Here is a 17,433-nt window from a genome sequence, read left to right as displayed (position 1 = left end):
TAACTTTTCATTAGCCGCTCGAATCCCTTTTGGATCATTAATAACGAATGTTTTTTTTGTGATATGTTCTAATATATATGTACAGTAGATATAATCCATATTAAAGGGAGGGTCTTTTCTTACGAATATAACATCTAATCCATCAAGTGGTTTCTTCTCAAGGAAATCAAGAAGTTGAAAACCTTTCTCCTTGTCAATGATAACCTTTCTTAGATTTGCAAGGGGCTTGTTGTCAAAAATAAACAGGTCCTTTAGGAGTAAATAGTATATTTCATGTCCTCTCTTTTGACACTCCATTATAAGGGCACAGCTCGTATCATCTTCAATATTGACACTTTCCATAGGGTCCATAATAAACCCTATCCTTAGTCTTTCCATAATGACCCTTTTTTTGAAATAGATTTTTGAAGGTATATAAATATAGCAAATGAAAGTATTTAGGTCAATAAGTTTGAGATTCTCATAGATGAAATCAGATATTCGAATACATTGATTTTTTAAAAAAGAAGTAAATCTTCTATCTTTTTAAAAACTTAATAAATCGCAGAAATTAAATGGCTTGACGGAGCAAAGGAGTTAATATATGATTGATTTTATTTTAGAAACAATCCTCTTTTCCTTAAAGAAACCTCTTGCCAGTTTCATTAACTCTTGATCAGAGATTTGATAATCAATGAGAAAGAAAGAGAGAATAACCAATCTTAACCAACTTACCCAATACTTCGAAAAACAGAGAAAATCTGTTGATGATTTAAAGGTTGGGGTTGAAATAGAAAAGCTCGGTGTCTTTTCTAGAGATGGTAAAGCAGTACCCTATTATGATGAGGGGGGTATAGAAAGTCTACTGAGGTTGATGAATGAGAAATATGGATGGGAGATTATTGATGAGGACGGGGAGATTATTGCCTTAGTTAGAAAGGGAGCCTTTATTAATCTAGAGCCTGGAGGACAATTAGAATTAAGCTCCCTACACCAGAGACGTATAGCTAACTTTGCTGAGGATTTTGATACCTATATAAAAGAAATTAAGGGGGTATCAAAGGATTTTAATATTCGGTTTCTTGGTTTGGGGTTACAACCCTTCAGCAGCGAATCTGATATAAAATGGATACCTAAGGGTCGTTATAGGATCATGTCTCCTTACCTACAAGAGAAAGGAAAACTGAGTCATGAGATGATGAAGCTTACAGCAGCGATTCAAGCAACCTATGATTATACCAGCGAAGAAGATGCTATGGATAAATTAAGAGTATCCATGGGTATATCATCCTTTGTAACCGCAATGATTGCAAATTCCCCAATAACTGAGGGTAAACCAAATGGTTTTATGAGCAGAAGAGCATATATATGGCTCAATACTGACCCAGATCGATGCGGTTTGATTAGAGGAGCTCTTTCACAAGATTTTGGGTTTAATGATTACGTAGAGTATGTAGCCAATGTCCCCATGATGTTTATAAAAAGAGAGGGAAAGTGGATTCCGTTTTATGGAATAACTTTTAAAAATTACATAGAAAAGGGTTATAAGGGATATTTTCCTACTCTGGAGGATTGGGAATTGCATCTTACAACCATCTTTACCGAGGTAAGGATAAAACAATACCTTGAAGTTAGAGGAAGTGATGCTCCTCCTCCTCGCTTGATTCTGTCTATACCTACTCTTTTGAAGGGTATACTCTATAATCATGAATCGAGGAATGCTGCATGGAGATTAGTAAAGGATTTTCGTTGGGAAGAAAGGCTTAAGCTTCAAAGAGATGTAAGCAAATATGCATTAGATGCAAAGGTTAAAAATAATAAGGTCTTAGACTTCGCCAAGGAATTGATTGCTATAAGTAAAGAGGGATTGAAGGGAGAAATAAGGAGAAAAAATCATGACGAGGATGAATCTAAATACTTAAGTTCCTTAGAAGAACTTATTTTTGAGGAAGAAACTTGCCCTGCTGCTCTTCTTATGAAAGAATGGGAAAGAGGGCTAAAGAGGGATCCTAAAAAGCTAATAGAATACTGCAGTTATTAGAATAGAAAACACTTGACACAAAGATTGCCGTTTGATAGCTTCAAAAAATATTTTTTAAAGTAAAGCATCGTAGAGTTTGTGTCAAAAGTCAGAAAAACTCTTTTGTTCCATACCTTTAGCTCGAGGGGAGGAGACTTTCCACTGACGGGTAATCTAAAGGGTTTAAGGAATATAAATTGGAATTAATATTTTTTTTTATTTTAGCTGTCGTAGCTATTCTGTCTGCCCTTCTGGTTATTTTTCAAAATAAGCCAATCTATAGTGCTCTTTATCTGGTTTTATGCTTTCTCTCGATTGCGGGTCTCTATTTCCTTTTACATTCAGAATTTCTTGCAATTATGCAGATTATCATCTATGCAGGCGCCATCATGGTCTTTATCCTATTTGTAATTATGCTTTTGGATTTAAAGGGAGAAAAAGGAATAAAAAGACTTAGATTCCAGAGACTTTTTAGTATTCTTTTCACGCTACTTTTACTTTTTTTCCTTATTGGGGCTTCGGCTCATATGATATCAGAAAGCAAGAAAACTTTACTGAATTCAGAGATGCTAAGCTCTTTTGGTGGGGTGAAATTATTTGGAAAGCTCCTCTTTAGCGATTATCTCCTATCTTTTGAGGTGGCCTCTGTACTTCTTCTTGTTGCAATGATTGGCGCTGTTGTCTTTGGAAAAAAAAGGCCATAGGTATTAGGTATAAGGAGTGATTTTTGATGGTTCCCTTAAGTTATTATCTCTATTTAACTGCAATTCTTTTTGCAATTGGAGTCTTCGGGGTTCTTATTAAGCGAAATGCCATCATAATGATAATGTGCATAGAGTTAATGTTAAATGCTGTTAATCTAGCATTTGTTGCTATATCCCGTTATCTAAATCTCATGGATGGTCAGATATTTGTCTTTTTCATCATGACGGTAGCAGCGGCAGAGGTAGCAGTAGGATTGGCGATTGTGGTTGCTTTGTTTCGACTTAAAGAGACAGAGGATGTGGATGAGATAAACCTGATGAAGTGGTAATAGAGGAGATACAGGTTAATGCTTGACTATATATGGCTGGTTCTTTTCTTTCCCTTATTGGGAGTAGTTATAAATGGTTTATTCAGTAAGTTTTTAACAAAAAGATTTACAGATTTTGTTTCCTGCGGAACTATTGGAATCTCTTTTCTCTCTTCTTTCCTTATTCTTTATAGCCTTCTTCAACTTTCTCCCGAACAGAGGTCTTTTGAAAAAACTCTATTTCCCTGGATTGTTTCAGGTGATTTTAAAGCCTTGGTAAGTTTTCTGGTAGATCCATTATCTGCTCTGATGATATTGGTAGTTTCAGGCGTAAGTTTTATTATCCATATCTATTCTATTGGATATATGGAAGGAGATAAAGGCTACTCTCGATATTTTGCGTATCTCAATCTCTTTACTTTTTCTATGCTTCTTTTGGTTTTGGCCAATAACTTTCTTTTAATGTATATAGGATGGGAAGGGGTTGGTCTCTGTTCCTATTTATTGATAGGATTTTGGTATGAAAGGAGGTCTGCTTCAGATGCGGGGAAAAAGGCATTTATTGTTAATAGGATAGGAGACTTTGGTTTTGGATTAGGAATTATCCTTATCTATGTAACTTTCAAAGACCTCAATTATACTTTTGTTTTTCATTCAGCACCAAAGATTCTTCCTTACGGTGGTTTTACGATAACAGCAATAACCCTTTTGCTTTTTTTGGGGGCGATTGGAAAATCCGCCCAGATTCCTCTTTATGTATGGCTCCCAGATGCCATGGAAGGTCCCACGCCTGTTAGTGCACTTATCCATGCGGCTACTATGGTAACAGCAGGAGTCTATATGGTGGCTCGAACGAGTGTTCTTTATTTAATGGCACCTCTATCAATGAATGCCGTGATGTTGATTGGGGTTTTAACAGCGATCTATGCTGCATCAATAGCCCTTGCCCAGAATGATATCAAGAGGGTATTAGCCTATTCTACTATTAGTCAACTGGGCTATATGTTTTTGGCGTTGGGTGTAGGTGCTTTTGCAGCAGGTATCTTTCACCTCATGACTCACGCCTTTTTTAAGGCATTATTATTTCTCGCTGCAGGTAGCGTAATCCACAGCTTGGGTGGAGAACAGGACATGAAAAAGATGGGGGGATTAAAGAAATATATGCCGACGACCTATTGGACATTTATTATTGCAGCTTTGGCTCTTGCAGGGATATTTCCCTTTGCAGGTTTTTTTAGTAAGGATCAGATACTCTGGGAGGTCTTTGTTAAGAGAGGTACCCTTGTATGCGGTATTGGAATCATTGCTGCCTTTTTAACCTCTTTTTATATCTTCAGACTTATCTTTTTAACCTTCTATGGAGAATCAAGAATTGCAAAAGAAAAAAGGGAGCATATCCATGAATCCCCAAATGTCATTTTATATCCTTTAATTATCCTTGCTGTTTTTTCCGCAATAGCTGGTTTTGTTGGAATGCCGCTTATAAAAGGGGCAAATATCATAGGGGAGTTCCTCGCTCCTGTATTTGATTTAAGGGCTGCGAGCATTCATATTCCTGAAACCATTCATCACTCTTTAGGACTTGAGATATTATTCATGGTGATATCTTTGTTAATAGCGGTATTTGGAATTTTTTTAGCCTTTAAATTTTATGTTAAAGAACCCGCTCTTCCAAGGCGATTGGCAGAAAGGTATCCTGCTTTATATCAATTATTATTTAACAAATACTACATAGATGAGTTCTATGATTTTATTATTGTTAATCCCCTAAAGAATACCGCACTTTTCTTCTGGAAGGGATTTGATGTATTCATCATTGATGGGTTGGTGAATAATATCGCTTCTTTTATAAAGGTTCAGTCTGAAACCTATAAAAGGCTCCAGACCGGTTATATTCGAAACTATGCCTTATATATGGTAATAGGATGCATTTTCATTATGGCTTATTATTTTTTTAGATAATATGATATGGAGAAGAGATTTTGAATAGCCTAGGATTTCCATTATTGTCATCAATACTCTTTTTACCATTAATAGGGGTATTTATCCTCCTTTTCTTAAATAGAGAAAAAAAAGAGCTCTTAAAGGGAGTTTGTTTTACGATAGCCTTACTCACTTTTATACTCTCCCTCCCCTTATTTTTTTATTTTGATTCTACAACATATGAAATGCAGTTTATTGAGAATATCCCCTGGATCGAGGGATTTGGAATTAGTTACCATTTAGGCATTGATGGCATAAGTCTGTTTCTTGTCCTCCTAACAACCTTTCTGACCATGATTTCTATCCTTTCCTCTTGGAGGGCCATTACTGAAAAGATAAAGGAATATATGATTTTTATGCTCCTTTTAGAGACAGGAATGTTGGGAGTCTTTATGGCCTTGGACCTCTTTCTTTTTTTTATATTCTGGGAGGCCATGCTTATCCCCATGTATTTCTTAATAGGTGTCTGGGGAGGTCCTCGAAAGATATATGCTGCCGTAAAGTTTTTTATTTACACAATGGCTGGCAGTACCTTAATGCTCGTTGCAATCCTTTTTTTGTATTTTTTTCATTATAGAGTTACAGGGGAGCTGACCTTCAATCTCCTTAAACTCTTTCAGTTATCTATACCTATAAAATATCAGATATGGCTGTTTTTAGCCTTTGCCTTGAGTTTTGCCATAAAGGTGCCTATTTTCCCCTTTCATACATGGCTCCCTGATGCTCATGTTGAGGCGCCTACAGCGGGGAGTGTCATTTTGGCAGGGATATTGTTGAAGATGGGGATCTATGGATTTTTAAGATTTTGTTTCCCCCTTTTCCCAGAGGCATCAATAAAATTTATCCCTCTCATTGCTGTTCTAGCGATTATTGGGATCATTTATGGGGCCTTAGTGGCTATGATGCAAGAAGATGTAAAGAGTTTGGTTGCCTATTCCAGCATAAGCCATCTGGGATTTGTCATCCTTGGAATATTTGCCTTCAATATCCAGGGACTGGAGGGGGGAATCATCCAGATGATAAATCATGGAATAAGCACGGGTGCTCTTTTCTTGTTAGTAGGGATTATATATGAACAGAGACATACGAGGATGATTAAAGACTTCGGTGGCCTATCAAAACAGATACCACTTTTTGCAGTCTTTTTTATGATTGTGACCCTCTCTTCACTTGCCCTGCCAGGATTGAATGGTTTTGTTGGCGAGTTTCTCGTCTTGGTAGGGGTATTTAAAGCTAACAAAATTTATGCCGTCTTTGCTGCCACTGGCATGATTCTTTCTGCTGTTTATCTTCTATGGATGTATCAAAGGGTTATGTTTGGTGAGTTAAAAAATCCGGAGAATAAGAAATTAAAGGATCTTTCTCTAAGGGAGGTCTTTGTCTTGCTGCCCTTAATAATTTTGATATTTTGGATTGGGATATATCCCACACCCTTTTTAAGGAAAATGGATGTTTCTGTACAGCATCTATTGTCAAAAGTTAAAAAGGTTGAAAAGATAAGTTTTCGGTCAATTAATTGGAGAGAGAATTCAGAAAGGTTAAAATGTTTTAAGAAAGGATAGAGAATTGGCTTTCGCAGTTTCCAGGTTAGATTTATTAAATATTGCTCCAGGTTTTATACTCGTTATTTTTAGTATTACTGTATTACTCCTCGATGTATTCCTATCAACTAAATGGAAGAAATACTTACCTTATATCTGTATAGGAGGGATTGTTGCTTCTTTTATAGCATCATCTCTTTTGTGGAACAGGCCAAATTATGCCTTTAATAAAATGATAGTCGTAGATAATTACTCCCAGTTTTTTAACTTTGTATTTCTGATTGCTACAGCATTGGTCATTTTAATATCTATTGATTATATCCGTGAAAGGGGAATGGAAACAGGAGAGTATTATGCCTTACTCCTTCTTACCACATTTGGTATGATTTTAATGGCTTCTGGACTGAGTTTAATCATTGTTTTTTTAGGATTAGAGATTCTCTCTCTTTCGTTATATATACTAGCTGGATTTGATAAGAAAGAGATAAAATCTCTTGAATCTTCCATTAAGTACTTTTTATTAGGGGCTTTTGCAACAGGTTTCTTATTATACGGGATAGCTTTAATCTATGGGGCTACCGGAAGCATACGATTAGACGAGATAGCCCTTTCAATAAAGAATAATCATATTTCACATCGATTGATGTTCTTTTTTGGTATTGGCCTTTTGATTGTGGGTTTTGGATTCAAGGTGGCGAGTGTTCCTTTTCATATATGGACACCAGATGTCTATGAAGGAGCACCTACAACAATTACAGCCTTTATGTCTATTGCTGCAAAAGCTGCAGGTTTTGCAGCCTTGCTCAGGATATTTGGATCCAGTTTCGAACTCATACAGGTTGATTGGTCTTCTCTCTTATGGGTTCTATCCGTTGCAACCATGACTTTAGGAAATATTGTTGCCATATCTCAAACAAATATAAAGAGGATGCTTGCTTATTCAAGTATCGCGCATACAGGATATCTCCTGATAGGGGTTGTTTCAGCTAATAACCTCGGCACTTCTAGCATACTTTTTTATATGCTTGCCTTCACATTTATGAATATTGGGGCATTTACTGTTGTGATTTCTCTTGGGAAGAGAGGTGAAGAGAATGTCTTTATAGAAAATTATACAGGATTGGGTTTTCGAAAGCCACTATTGGCGGGAGCAATGGCATTATTTATGTTTTCATTAGCTGGAATACCTCCGACAGCCGGTTTTATAGGTAAGTTCTATATATTTAGTGCTTCTATCGAAGCAGGCTATATTTGGCTGGCTATTTTTGGAGTGATTAATAGTCTTATTTCAGTATACTATTATTTGAGAATTGTTGTGCTTATGTATATGAAAGAATCAGTAGGTGAGATCGAAAAGCTATCTCCTTCAATTCATATAACCATCGTATTGGTTATTACTTCTATAGGTATCCTTCATTTAGGGCTCCTGCCTTCTTTTATTCTAAGACTAGCCCAAAATGCCTTCATATTATTATAAGAGCTACAATTGACGATTCTGTTTTTTTTAAATAAAAAAAATAAAAAAAATCCTTGCATAAAAAATTTGAGTATGTTATATAAATGAGGTTTTTTGAGCAAAAATCTCTAAAATAGTGTATTTTCAGCTATTGGGAAGGGGGGAATAGATGGCTTTTTTTAAAGATTATATGGCCATTCATCCCTATTTACCTATTTTCATCTTTGTATTCATTGGTTTTGCTTTTGCTATTGGAACATTAATTGTTTCTTTTCTTGTCAGGCCTCACAAACCAAACGCAGAAAAACTATCACCATACGAATGCGGTGTTCCTCTTTTTATGAGTGCAAAGGAAGAGAGGTTTTCCATACGTTTTTATATCATAGCCATGCTATTTCTTCTTTTCGATATCGAAGCGGTATTTCTCTATCCATGGGCCGTTGTCTATAAAAAGATAGGTCTTTTTGGCTTTATTGAGATGATGCTTTTTATCATTATCCTACTCGTTGGGTATTTTTATGCATGGAAAAAGGGAGCATTGGAATGGGAATAATCCAGAACAGATTTGAATCAAACATCATAACCACAACCGTTGATAAATTGGTCGATTGGTCAAGAAGGTCTTCACTTTGGCCCCTTACCTTTGGTCTTGCCTGCTGTGCTATTGAGATGATGTGTGCGGGTGCCTCCAGGTTTGACTTCGACAGATTCGGTGTTATCTTCCGAGCTACTCCACGTCAGTCTGATGTCTTGATCGTAGCAGGAACCGTTACCCATAAAATGGCTGATGTAATGAAAAAATTGTATAATCAGATGCCTGAGCCCAAGTGGGTTGTTGCCATGGGTGCCTGTGCTATTTCAGGTGGTCCTTTTAATTCATACAGCGTTGTTCAGGGTGCCGATGCAATAGTTCCAGTAGATATTTATATTCCTGGTTGTCCTCCAAGGCCAGAGGCATTAATGCATGGTATCATTTTACTTCAGGAAAAGATCGATAAGGAAAAATTCGTAAGAAAATAAGAGGGAAAAAGTGTGAACGAAGAAAATATAGAAAAGGGTGGGGAAGAGAAAGAGGAACCTCAAGAGGAAAAGATCAATCTCGACGATAATCCGATTGTGAAAAAGATAAAAGAAAGGTTCACTGAGGATATCCTCGATACCTACTGCTTTACTAATAGGCTTGATGAGATAACCATAAAAGTAAAAAAGGAAAAGATAAAGGATATCTGTAGATTTGTCAAAGAGGAACCAGCACTCGATTTTACATATCTTGCTGATCTAACAGGGGTTGATTACCCTGACAGAGAAGAACGCTTTGATCTTGTCTATCATCTCTATTCCGTCAACAAGAATCTTCGGTTAAGACTCAGGCTTTCCTTAAAGGAAGGAGAAGCTGTAGAGAGTGTAACTTCTATCTGGAAGGGTGCTGACTGGTATGAGAGAGAGGCGTATGACATGTTAGGGATAAAATTTGATGGGCATCCAAATCTTAAAAGAATCCTGATGCCTGATGACTGGGAAGGTCATCCCTACAGAAAGGATTATCCCTTGGAGGATCAAAAGACACCTAAAGAGCGCTTAAAAGCCAAACCCGTAGGAGAATAAATATGCCTGTTGTAGAAACAGAAAAACTGATTCTCAATATGGGTCCTCAACACCCTGCAACCCACGGGGTTTTGAGGATAATTTTAGACTTGCGAGGTGAAACAATTTTAAATGCTGAGCCAATAATAGGCTATCTTCATAGAGGGATTGAGAAGATTGCTGAAAGTCGAACCTACACACAATTTCTCCCCTATACAGATAGATTGGATTATGTTGCTGCCCCTGCATGGAATCTTGCCTATTGTGAAGCCGTAGAGAAACTGATGGGTATAGAGGTGCCTGAACGAGCCAAATATATTAGAACTATTATAGCGGAAATAGCTAGGATAAGCTCCCATCTTATTGCGATTGCCACTCATGCCTTGGACATAGGAGCAATGACGGTTTTTATCTACTGTTTTAGAGAAAGGGAGCTCACACTCGATCTCTTTGAGCATGCAACAGGCTCAAGGATGCTTACCAATTTCTGTCGTATCGGCGGTGTGATGACAGATCTCTCAGACGAATTTTTAAAGAGAACCAGAGAATTTGTTGAGATATTCCCCACAAGGATGAAGGACTATGAAGACCTTTTGACCCAAAACAGGATTTGGCTGAAAAGGACAAAAAATATAGCTGTGATATCAGCTGAAGAAGGACTCAATCTTAGTTTGAACGGTCCAAACATAAGGGGAAGCGGTGTAAAATGGGATGTAAGAAAGACCGAGCCTTATGCCGCTTATGATAAGATGGAATTTGATATTCCTATTGGCCAAAATGGTGATATATATGACAGGTATCTTGTACGTTTGGAAGAGATGAGACAGAGTAACCGGATTATAAAGCAGGCGCTGAATCAGCTCCCTGACGGTGAGATAAAGGCCAAGGTACCAAGGATCATCAAACCGCCAAAGGGCGAGATATATTTCAGGATTGAGGCTCCGAAGGGAGAGGCAGGGTTCTATATAGAGAGCGATGGTTCGGATAAGCCTTACAGGCTTAAAATCAGGACACCTTCCTTTGCAAATATGGAGTCAATACCAACAATGGTAGATGGTCATTTGGTAGCAGATGTTGTTGCGGCAATAGGAAGTATAGATATTGTTTTGGGAGAGATTGACAGATAATAATTAAAGGAAAGATTTATGATACAGCCTTTTATCATTGAAATCATTTTTGTTCTTATAAAAATCGTTGCTGTATTAGCAGTGGTTCTTTTAATAGTTGCCTATATGACCTATATGGAGAGGAAGGTTATCGGTCATATGCAGGTGAGATACGGGCCGATGAGGGTTGGACCTCATGGACTTTTGCAACCGATTGCTGATGGGTTGAAACTTTTCGTTAAGGAAGATATTATTCCTGCTGAAGCGGATAAAGGGGTATTTTTGCTTGCTCCTATAATGTGCTTGGTTCCCGCCTTAATTATCTATGCTGTTATCCCTTTTGATAATTTCTTTTTCATTACAGATATTAATATTGGTGTTATCTATGTTCTTTCGATCTCTTCATTGGGTATTTACGGAATTGTTCTGGCTGGCTGGGCGTCAAACAGCAAATATTCCCTTTTAGGTGGATTTAGAAGCGCTGCACAAATGGTCAGTTATGAGATTTTCCTTGGGTTTGCTATTATTGGTCCCCTTATGCTGGCTGGTTCATTGAATCTGATAGAAATCGTTAAGGCCCAGGAAAACGTCTGGTTTATCTTCTATCAGCCCTTGGCTTTTGTTATTGCTTTAATAGCTGGAACAGCGGAGACAAACAGGGTTCCCTTTGACCTTCCAGAGGCTGAGAGTGAGTTGGTTTCTGGATTCCATACCGAGTATAGTGGGATGAAGTTTGCCTATTTCTTTATGGCTGAGTACGCCAACATGCTGATAGTATCGGCAATGTTAACGATTCTCTTTTTAGGGGGATGGAGGATACCCATTATTTCTGATTTAGCTATACCAGCTGTAATAAAAACACTCCTTCATATATCAGCCTTTATATTTAAGATGTTAGTCTTTATGTTTGTATTTATGTGGATGCGAGCAACATTTCCAAGGTTCAGATACGATCAGCTGATGTGGGTTGGCTGGAAAGTCATGTTTCCATTGACTTTGATAAACATAGGTGTCACTGGTCTAGTTTACTATTTTATAACATAGAGGTGTAGATTTTTATGTTGAAGAAATGGTTATCAACATTCTTTTTGGTGGATTTGATCATAGGACTAAAAACGACGCTAAGGCATATTATTAAAACACCGATTACCATTCAATACCCAAAAGAACGCCTTGTCGTCGCTCCTCTTTTTCGAGGCCATTTTAAACTAATGCTAAACAAAGAGGGAAATGATCTCTGCATTGCCTGTGAACAATGTGCAAGAGCATGTCCCAACAATGTGATTACTTTAGAAGGCGAGGGCAAAGGCAAAGAGAGAAAGCCTGCTAAGTTTGAGATGAATATAGAAAGATGTTTGTTCTGCAATTTATGTGTAGAGACCTGTCCAGTGAAATGCCTTTTAGGTACAGATTTCTATGAATATTCTACATACAACAGGGAAGATTTGGTGCTTAATTTAGAAGAACTTCATAAAGAGCATCAACCAAGAAAGTTTAAAAAATAAATTTTGGGAGCCTTTTTGATGGAAATTCTCTTTTTCTATCTGTTCGCGGGAATAGGGACGATTTCAGCCATAATGGTGATAACGAGGAGGAATGTTATCCATTGTGCCCTATTTTTAGTCCTGACCTTTTTGTGTGTTGCTGCCATTTATGTTTTACTAAAGGCAGAGCTTTTAGCAGGCATTCAGGTTCTCGTCTATGCTGGAGCGATAATGGTCCTATTCCTCTTTGCCATTCTTCTCATTAATGTTGAAAGGACAAAAGAGATAAGATATAGGCAGGGACAAAGTCCGTGGGCTATCATATTGGCAACGGTTGTTTTTGCACAGATTGCCTATCTTATTTTTAAAACTTTAGAAGACACCCCCTTTAAACCATTGGGGGAATTGAGCCCTGATAAGGTTTCTCAAATCGGGAATACAGAAGTTATTGGGTCTATTTTATATACAAAGTTTTTATTTCCCTTTGAAGTAGTATCAGTTCTCCTTTTGGCTGCGATGATCGGGGCGATTATCTTAGCAAAGAGATTTTTAAAGAAATAGTTTTTTTAAAAATATGGAGCGAATAACATGGTTCCTCTTTCACACTATTTGATGTTTGGGGCTGTTCTATTTTTTGTCGGTGTAATAGGGGTGCTTACAAGGAGAAACGCTGTAATCATTCTTATGTCTATTGAGTTAATGTTGAATGCTGTGAATATTACCCTCATATCCTTTGGTCATTTCCTGCATGATGTGACGGGGCAGATATTTGCTATTTTCGTCATTGCAGTAGCAGCTGCCGAGGCTGCTGTTGGTTTGGCCATTATCATTGAGGTGTTCAGAGGAAGAAAAACCCTTTATGTTGATGAGATAAATATCATGAGGTGGTAAGGATTTTTAGCAGAGGAGAAGAGATTTTATGTTAGATCTTGTCTGGTTGATTCCGGGATTTCCAGCACTCGCTGTTTTGATTAATGGTATATTTGGGAAAAAATATCTCAAAACAAAGACCCACTATTTAGCCGTAGGCTCCGTAGGTTTATCATTTATTGTTTCTTGTATTATCTTTTGGCAGGTTGCCTTTAATCATCAAACAGCAGATCTTGTGCTCTATGAGTGGATTATGGCCGGAGCACTGAGTGTCAATTTCGGATTCCTCATTGATCCGCTGAGCGCTCTAATGCTTATGGTTGTCACTGGAGTCGGCTTCTTGATTCATGTCTATTCCGTAGGTTATATGCATGGGGATGGCGGGTATCATCGATACTTTACCTACCTCAATCTTTTTATGCTTTCCATGATCATCCTTGTCCTAGCTGATAATTATCTCCTTATGTTCGTTGGCTGGGAAGGGGTTGGCCTCTGTTCTTATCTCCTTATCGGATTTTGGTTCCATAAGAAGTCTGCAACCGATGCTGGAATAAAGGCCTTTTTATTTAACAGGGTTGGAGATGCAGGCGTTTTACTCGCCATCTTTCTTATGTTCGTCCATTTTGGCACACTTGATTTTCACTATATCTTTAGCCATACTGATCTCATATCAACACAAACTGCAACCATCATTACTATCCTCCTCTTGCTGGGAGTAACAGGCAAGTCAGCACAGATTCCCCTCTACCCCTGGCTTCCTGATGCTATGGAAGGTCCTACTCCTGTCAGTGCTCTCATCCATGCCGCCACCATGGTCACGGCAGGGGTTTATATGATTGCAAGAAGTAATGCGCTGTATCTTATGTCTCCGACCGCCATGACAATTGTAGCTTCTGTTGGTGCTGCCACAGCTCTCATAGCTGCCACGATTGGTCTTTGCCAGTTTGATATCAAGAGGGTCTTGGCTTACTCAACAGTAAGTCAGCTCGGTTATATGGTTATGGCATGTGGTGTGGGGGCATTTGTGGCTGGCATCTTTCATCTCATGACTCATGCCTTTTTTAAGGCACTCCTCTTTATGGGTTCTGGTAGTGTTATCCATGCCCTCTCTGGAGAGCAGGACATGAGGAAAATGGGGGCATTGAGACCCCATATGCCGAGAACATTTTGGACATTTATGGCAGCTACACTTGCCATTGCAGGTATATTCCCCTTTGCAGGGTTCTTCAGCAAGGACGAGATTCTCTGGAAGGCCTTTAGCAATGAGCACGGCCACTGGGTATTCTGGGCGATTGGTGTGTTTGCAGCGGGCCTCACAGCATTTTACATGTTTCGATTGGTATTTATGACTTTCTTTGGAAAGTCAAGGGTGGAGAGAGAGGTAGCCAGACATCTCCATGAATCGCCAAGTGTTATGACAATCCCCCTCATCTGTCTGGGAATTCTTTCAATTTTCGGAGGTCTTGTCGGTATTCCTGCTGCCCTTGGTGGGAAAAACAGAATCCATTCCTTTCTGGCTCCTGTTTTGGGTGGAGGGCATCACGAGGCAAACGTGGTAAACCAAGGCATAGCTCACGCATCAGAGGCTGTTCATGGTGCTGGTGCCCATGCTGCAGCTGCGGCTCATCATTCTTTGTATCTCGAATGGTTTATGATGGCCCTTTCTGTTACCATTGCTTTGATAGGTATTTTCGTGGCCTATCATATGTATATTAGGAATACTTCTCTTCCTGAGAAATTGGCAAAAAAATTTAATGTCCTTTATAAACTTATCTTTAATAAATACTATATTGATGAGATATATGATTTTTTCATCATAAAACGAACTAAACAGTTTGCAACCATCCTTTGGCAGTGGTTTGACGTTCCCATAGTAGATGGGATGGTTAATGGAACAAGTAAATTTACAGTCTTCCAAGCCAAGCTCTCTTCACTTTTTGATGTAAATACGGTGGATGGGGCTGTCAACGGCATTTCCGTGATTGTTAAGAACTGGGCTAAGAATTTTAAGTTCTTCCAGACAGGCCTAGTCCAGAATTATGCTTTAGTAATGCTTTTTGCAGTTTTTGTTATCGTAAGCTTTTATCTCTTTTTCTAAATTTATAGGAAGAGGTCAATATAAATTTTTAATAAAAAAGGTAGCTTAAAAAACTTGAATAAAAAAGGAAGGAGAAGGATCGATGTTTAATTTGGAGATGGCTAACAATATTTTGGGTCTTCCCATCTTATCGCTAATCTGCTACATACCTATCTTAGGGGCATTAATCATTGTTTTCTTTTTTAACAAGGAAAAGACAGTCGCGATCAAGAATTTCGCTCTTTTCGTTACGTTTGTTGATCTTGCTGTTTCCCTTTTACTCCTCAAATATTTTGATCCCTCTTCTGCCCACATGCAGTTTGCAGAGAGGGTCCCTTGGATACCAACTGTAGGGATAGAGTATTTCTTTGCCATTGATGGGATCAGTATCCTTCTCATACTCCTTACAACAGTTTTAATGCCTATTTCTGTTCTCTGCTCTTATGCAGCAATAACAGAGAGACAAAAAGAATATTACGTATGTCTCCTCTTCCTGCAGACAGGAATGCTCGGAGCCTTCATGGCCCTTGATTGCTTCCTTTTCTATGTTTTCTGGGAGGTCATGCTGGTTCCCATGTACTTCTTAATCGGGATGTGGGGTCATGGAAGAAAGCTCTATTCTGCAATCAAGTTTTTTCTGTTTACCCTGTTTGGTGGTATTTTCATGCTGTTGGGTATCCTTTCCCTCTACTTCTTAAATCATGCGGCTACAGGAGAGTTTACATTCAATGCATTAAAATTTGTCCAACTCCAAGTTCCTAACAGCCCAATATTCATGGGGCTCTCTCTACAGGATCTCTTATTCCTGGCATTCTTCATAGGCTTTGCGATAAAGGTGCCTATGTTTCCGTTCCATACATGGCTTCCTGATGCCCATACAGACGCCCCAACTGCTGGTAGCGTCATCTTAGCAGGAGTCTTACTGAAGATGGGAACTTACGGTTTTGTGAGATTCAGTCTCCCTCTCTTTCCAGAGTCAAGTGCTACCCTCGTTCCCTTTATGGCTGTCTTAGCGATTATAGGAATCATCTACGGTGCACTTGTATCTTTGGGCCAGAAGGAACTGAAGAGGCTGATTGCCTACTCTAGTGTAAGCCATCTCGGTTTTGTTATGTTAGGGGTGTTTGCCCTCAATCCTCAGGGAATCATTGGTGGGGTGATCCAGATGATAAGCCACGGTATCAGTACCGGAGCATTATTCCTTATTGCAGGAATCATCTATGAAAGAAGGCATACCTATACCATAGCTGATTTTGGGGGCCTGACGCACAAGATGCCGATATTTGCTACCCTATTTGCCATTTCTATGCTCTCTTCGCTCGGGCTTCCCGGCTTAAATGGTTTTGTGGGAGAGTTTCTCATATTGGTCGGTATATTTAAAGAAAGCTATGTCTATGCGGCCTTAGCTGCAGTTGGAATTATTTTAGGAGCAGCCTATCTGCTGTGGCTCTATCAGAGGGTGATGCTGGGCAATTTGGATAAGCCTGAAAATGAAAAAGTATGGGATTGTAATTTTAGAGAAGTAGCTTATATGATGCCCCTCATTGTACTCATGTTTTGGATCGGTTTGTATCCAAAGCCGTTCCTTAAACTCATGGAGCCAACCGTGATTAATCTGGTTGAAAACATTAGACCTGGTTATACAGATAAAGGGAGCAGTATAGCTGGGAAAAATATTATCTTACCAGACATAAAAAGCTTGCGTGCAAAGAGCCATACAAAAGGACTGTAATTTTAAATTGTCCTTTGTATAAGTTAATATGAAAATTCTTTACATTTAAGATATATGATTTAGCTGGATTTTAAGGAGAAGATTATGGAAGTTATTCTGCCTCAGCTGCCAAACTTGAATCTGTTGATGCCAGAGATCATTCTGACATTTTTGGGCTGTCTCATATTTGTAGTCGACCCATTTGTTTCAAAAGAGAATAAGGCTTTTTTAGGTTGGCTTGGACTCGCGGGTCTTATCATTGCTATCTTTTACAGTCTTGGTTTATGGGGCAAGGATGAAATTATCTTCAGCGGGATGTATGCAGTTGATAATTTTTCAGTATTCTTTAAAATTCTCCTTTTGGTTGTTACCATACTGACAATTCTTATATCTCTAAGATATCTAAAAGTTGAAGAGATAAATATGGGAGAATACTATGGTTTGATTATTCTCACCACTCTGGGCATGATCATTATGTCTGCCGGTGCCGATTTAATCAGTATCTATCTTGGATTGGAGCTCATGTCTCTTTCCCTATATGTTCTTACAGGTTTTATAAGAAGAGACCCCAAATCTCAAGAAGCCGCTCTTAAATATTTTCTGTTAGGTG

At 38.5% G+C, this 17,433-nt stretch carries 18 protein-coding genes; 17 read left to right on the top strand and 1 reads right to left on the bottom strand.

Annotation, left to right across the window (positions count from 1 at the left end):
• On the bottom strand, nucleotides 1–378 hold a 378-nt coding region (locus VMW81_06615; protein HUU50612.1), incomplete at its 3' end, for a glutathione synthase.
• Nucleotides 379–673: 295 nt separating this feature from the next.
• On the opposite strand from VMW81_06615, the gene VMW81_06610 reads away from it, so the two are divergent.
• The 17 genes from VMW81_06610 to VMW81_06530 all read left to right on the top strand — a co-directional run.
• The gene (locus VMW81_06610) at nucleotides 674–2,020 is read left to right on the top strand and encodes a glutamate-cysteine ligase family protein (protein HUU50611.1); all 1,347 of its coding nucleotides are present in this window, start codon (nucleotides 674–676) and stop codon (nucleotides 2,018–2,020) included.
• Nucleotides 2,021–2,196: 176 nt separating this feature from the next.
• On the top strand, nucleotides 2,197–2,703 hold the full coding sequence (locus tag VMW81_06605) for an NADH-quinone oxidoreductase subunit J (GenBank protein ID HUU50610.1): 507 nt from the start codon (nucleotides 2,197–2,199) through the stop codon (nucleotides 2,701–2,703).
• A 26-nt stretch (nucleotides 2,704–2,729) separates the two neighbouring features.
• Entirely contained in the window at nucleotides 2,730–3,032 is a 303-nt protein-coding gene (gene nuoK, locus VMW81_06600) for an NADH-quinone oxidoreductase subunit NuoK (protein ID HUU50609.1), read from the top strand.
• Nucleotides 3,033–3,050: 18 nt separating this feature from the next.
• The gene (gene nuoL, locus VMW81_06595; protein HUU50608.1) at nucleotides 3,051–4,973 is read left to right on the top strand and encodes an NADH-quinone oxidoreductase subunit L; all 1,923 of its coding nucleotides are present in this window, start codon (nucleotides 3,051–3,053) and stop codon (nucleotides 4,971–4,973) included.
• Nucleotides 4,974–4,993: 20 nt separating this feature from the next.
• A complete protein-coding gene (locus VMW81_06590; protein ID HUU50607.1) occupies nucleotides 4,994–6,556 on the top strand; it encodes an NADH-quinone oxidoreductase subunit M in 1,563 nt (520 codons plus the stop codon).
• Between the two features lie 4 nt (nucleotides 6,557–6,560).
• Nucleotides 6,561–8,012, top strand: a complete 1,452-nt coding sequence (locus VMW81_06585) for an NADH-quinone oxidoreductase subunit N (protein HUU50606.1) — start codon at nucleotides 6,561–6,563, stop codon at nucleotides 8,010–8,012.
• Nucleotides 8,013–8,160: 148 nt separating this feature from the next.
• Nucleotides 8,161–8,544, top strand: coding sequence for an NADH-quinone oxidoreductase subunit A (ndhC, locus tag VMW81_06580; protein ID HUU50605.1), 384 nt, complete (start codon nucleotides 8,161–8,163; stop codon nucleotides 8,542–8,544).
• Entirely contained in the window at nucleotides 8,535–9,011 is a 477-nt protein-coding gene (locus tag VMW81_06575; GenBank protein HUU50604.1) for an NADH-quinone oxidoreductase subunit B family protein, read from the top strand. The genes ndhC and VMW81_06575 overlap by 10 nt, the downstream gene beginning before the upstream one ends.
• A gap of 12 nt (nucleotides 9,012–9,023) precedes the next feature.
• Nucleotides 9,024–9,596 carry an NADH-quinone oxidoreductase subunit C gene (locus VMW81_06570; protein HUU50603.1) on the top strand — a complete coding sequence of 191 codons (573 nt, stop codon included), beginning with the start codon at nucleotides 9,024–9,026 and terminating at the stop codon, nucleotides 9,594–9,596.
• 2 nt (nucleotides 9,597–9,598) lie between these two features.
• Complete coding sequence (locus tag VMW81_06565; GenBank protein ID HUU50602.1) at nucleotides 9,599–10,702, top strand: NADH-quinone oxidoreductase subunit D; 1,104 nt, start codon at nucleotides 9,599–9,601, stop codon at nucleotides 10,700–10,702.
• Nucleotides 10,703–10,720: 18 nt separating this feature from the next.
• On the top strand, nucleotides 10,721–11,725 hold the full coding sequence (gene nuoH, locus VMW81_06560) for an NADH-quinone oxidoreductase subunit NuoH (protein HUU50601.1): 1,005 nt from the start codon (nucleotides 10,721–10,723) through the stop codon (nucleotides 11,723–11,725).
• 14 nt (nucleotides 11,726–11,739) lie between these two features.
• Nucleotides 11,740–12,186: an NADH-quinone oxidoreductase subunit I gene (locus tag VMW81_06555; GenBank protein ID HUU50600.1), complete on the top strand. Its 447-nt coding sequence runs from the start codon at nucleotides 11,740–11,742 to the stop codon at nucleotides 12,184–12,186.
• A gap of 18 nt (nucleotides 12,187–12,204) precedes the next feature.
• Nucleotides 12,205–12,726: an NADH-quinone oxidoreductase subunit J gene (locus VMW81_06550; GenBank protein ID HUU50599.1), complete on the top strand. Its 522-nt coding sequence runs from the start codon at nucleotides 12,205–12,207 to the stop codon at nucleotides 12,724–12,726.
• Nucleotides 12,727–12,753: 27 nt separating this feature from the next.
• Nucleotides 12,754–13,056, top strand: a complete 303-nt coding sequence (gene nuoK / locus VMW81_06545) for an NADH-quinone oxidoreductase subunit NuoK (GenBank protein HUU50598.1) — start codon at nucleotides 12,754–12,756, stop codon at nucleotides 13,054–13,056.
• A 28-nt stretch (nucleotides 13,057–13,084) separates the two neighbouring features.
• On the top strand, nucleotides 13,085–15,133 hold the full coding sequence (gene nuoL / locus VMW81_06540) for an NADH-quinone oxidoreductase subunit L (protein ID HUU50597.1): 2,049 nt from the start codon (nucleotides 13,085–13,087) through the stop codon (nucleotides 15,131–15,133).
• An 82-nt stretch (nucleotides 15,134–15,215) separates the two neighbouring features.
• Nucleotides 15,216–16,844 (top strand): NADH-quinone oxidoreductase subunit M, encoded by a 1,629-nt coding sequence (locus VMW81_06535; protein HUU50596.1) that lies wholly within the window; start codon nucleotides 15,216–15,218, stop codon nucleotides 16,842–16,844.
• An 84-nt stretch (nucleotides 16,845–16,928) separates the two neighbouring features.
• On the top strand, nucleotides 16,929–17,433 hold a 505-nt coding region (locus tag VMW81_06530), incomplete at its 3' end, for a proton-conducting transporter membrane subunit (protein ID HUU50595.1).

The sequence above is a fragment of the Nitrospinota bacterium genome (assembly GCA_035528715.1).
Lineage (GTDB): Bacteria > JADFOP01 > JADFOP01 > DATKYB01 > DATKYB01 > DATKYB01.
This window is presented reverse-complemented; position numbering and strand designations above follow the sequence as displayed.

Coding starts and splice junctions, on each gene's coding strand:
- VMW81_06565 (HUU50602.1), top strand. CDS start 9,599: ATGCCTGTTGTAGAAACAGAAAAACTGATTCTCAATATGGGTCCTCAA.
- VMW81_06575 (HUU50604.1), top strand. CDS start 8,535: ATGGGAATAATCCAGAACAGATTTGAATCAAACATCATAACCACAACC.
- VMW81_06610 (HUU50611.1), top strand. CDS start 674: ATGAGAAAGAAAGAGAGAATAACCAATCTTAACCAACTTACCCAATAC.
- nuoL (HUU50608.1), top strand. CDS start 3,051: ATGCTTGACTATATATGGCTGGTTCTTTTCTTTCCCTTATTGGGAGTA.
- nuoL (HUU50597.1), top strand. CDS start 13,085: ATGTTAGATCTTGTCTGGTTGATTCCGGGATTTCCAGCACTCGCTGTT.
- nuoK (HUU50609.1), top strand. CDS start 2,730: ATGGTTCCCTTAAGTTATTATCTCTATTTAACTGCAATTCTTTTTGCA.
- nuoK (HUU50598.1), top strand. CDS start 12,754: ATGGTTCCTCTTTCACACTATTTGATGTTTGGGGCTGTTCTATTTTTT.
- VMW81_06555 (HUU50600.1), top strand. CDS start 11,740: ATGTTGAAGAAATGGTTATCAACATTCTTTTTGGTGGATTTGATCATA.
- VMW81_06535 (HUU50596.1), top strand. CDS start 15,216: ATGTTTAATTTGGAGATGGCTAACAATATTTTGGGTCTTCCCATCTTA.
- nuoH (HUU50601.1), top strand. CDS start 10,721: ATGATACAGCCTTTTATCATTGAAATCATTTTTGTTCTTATAAAAATC.
- ndhC (HUU50605.1), top strand. CDS start 8,161: ATGGCTTTTTTTAAAGATTATATGGCCATTCATCCCTATTTACCTATT.
- VMW81_06550 (HUU50599.1), top strand. CDS start 12,205: ATGGAAATTCTCTTTTTCTATCTGTTCGCGGGAATAGGGACGATTTCA.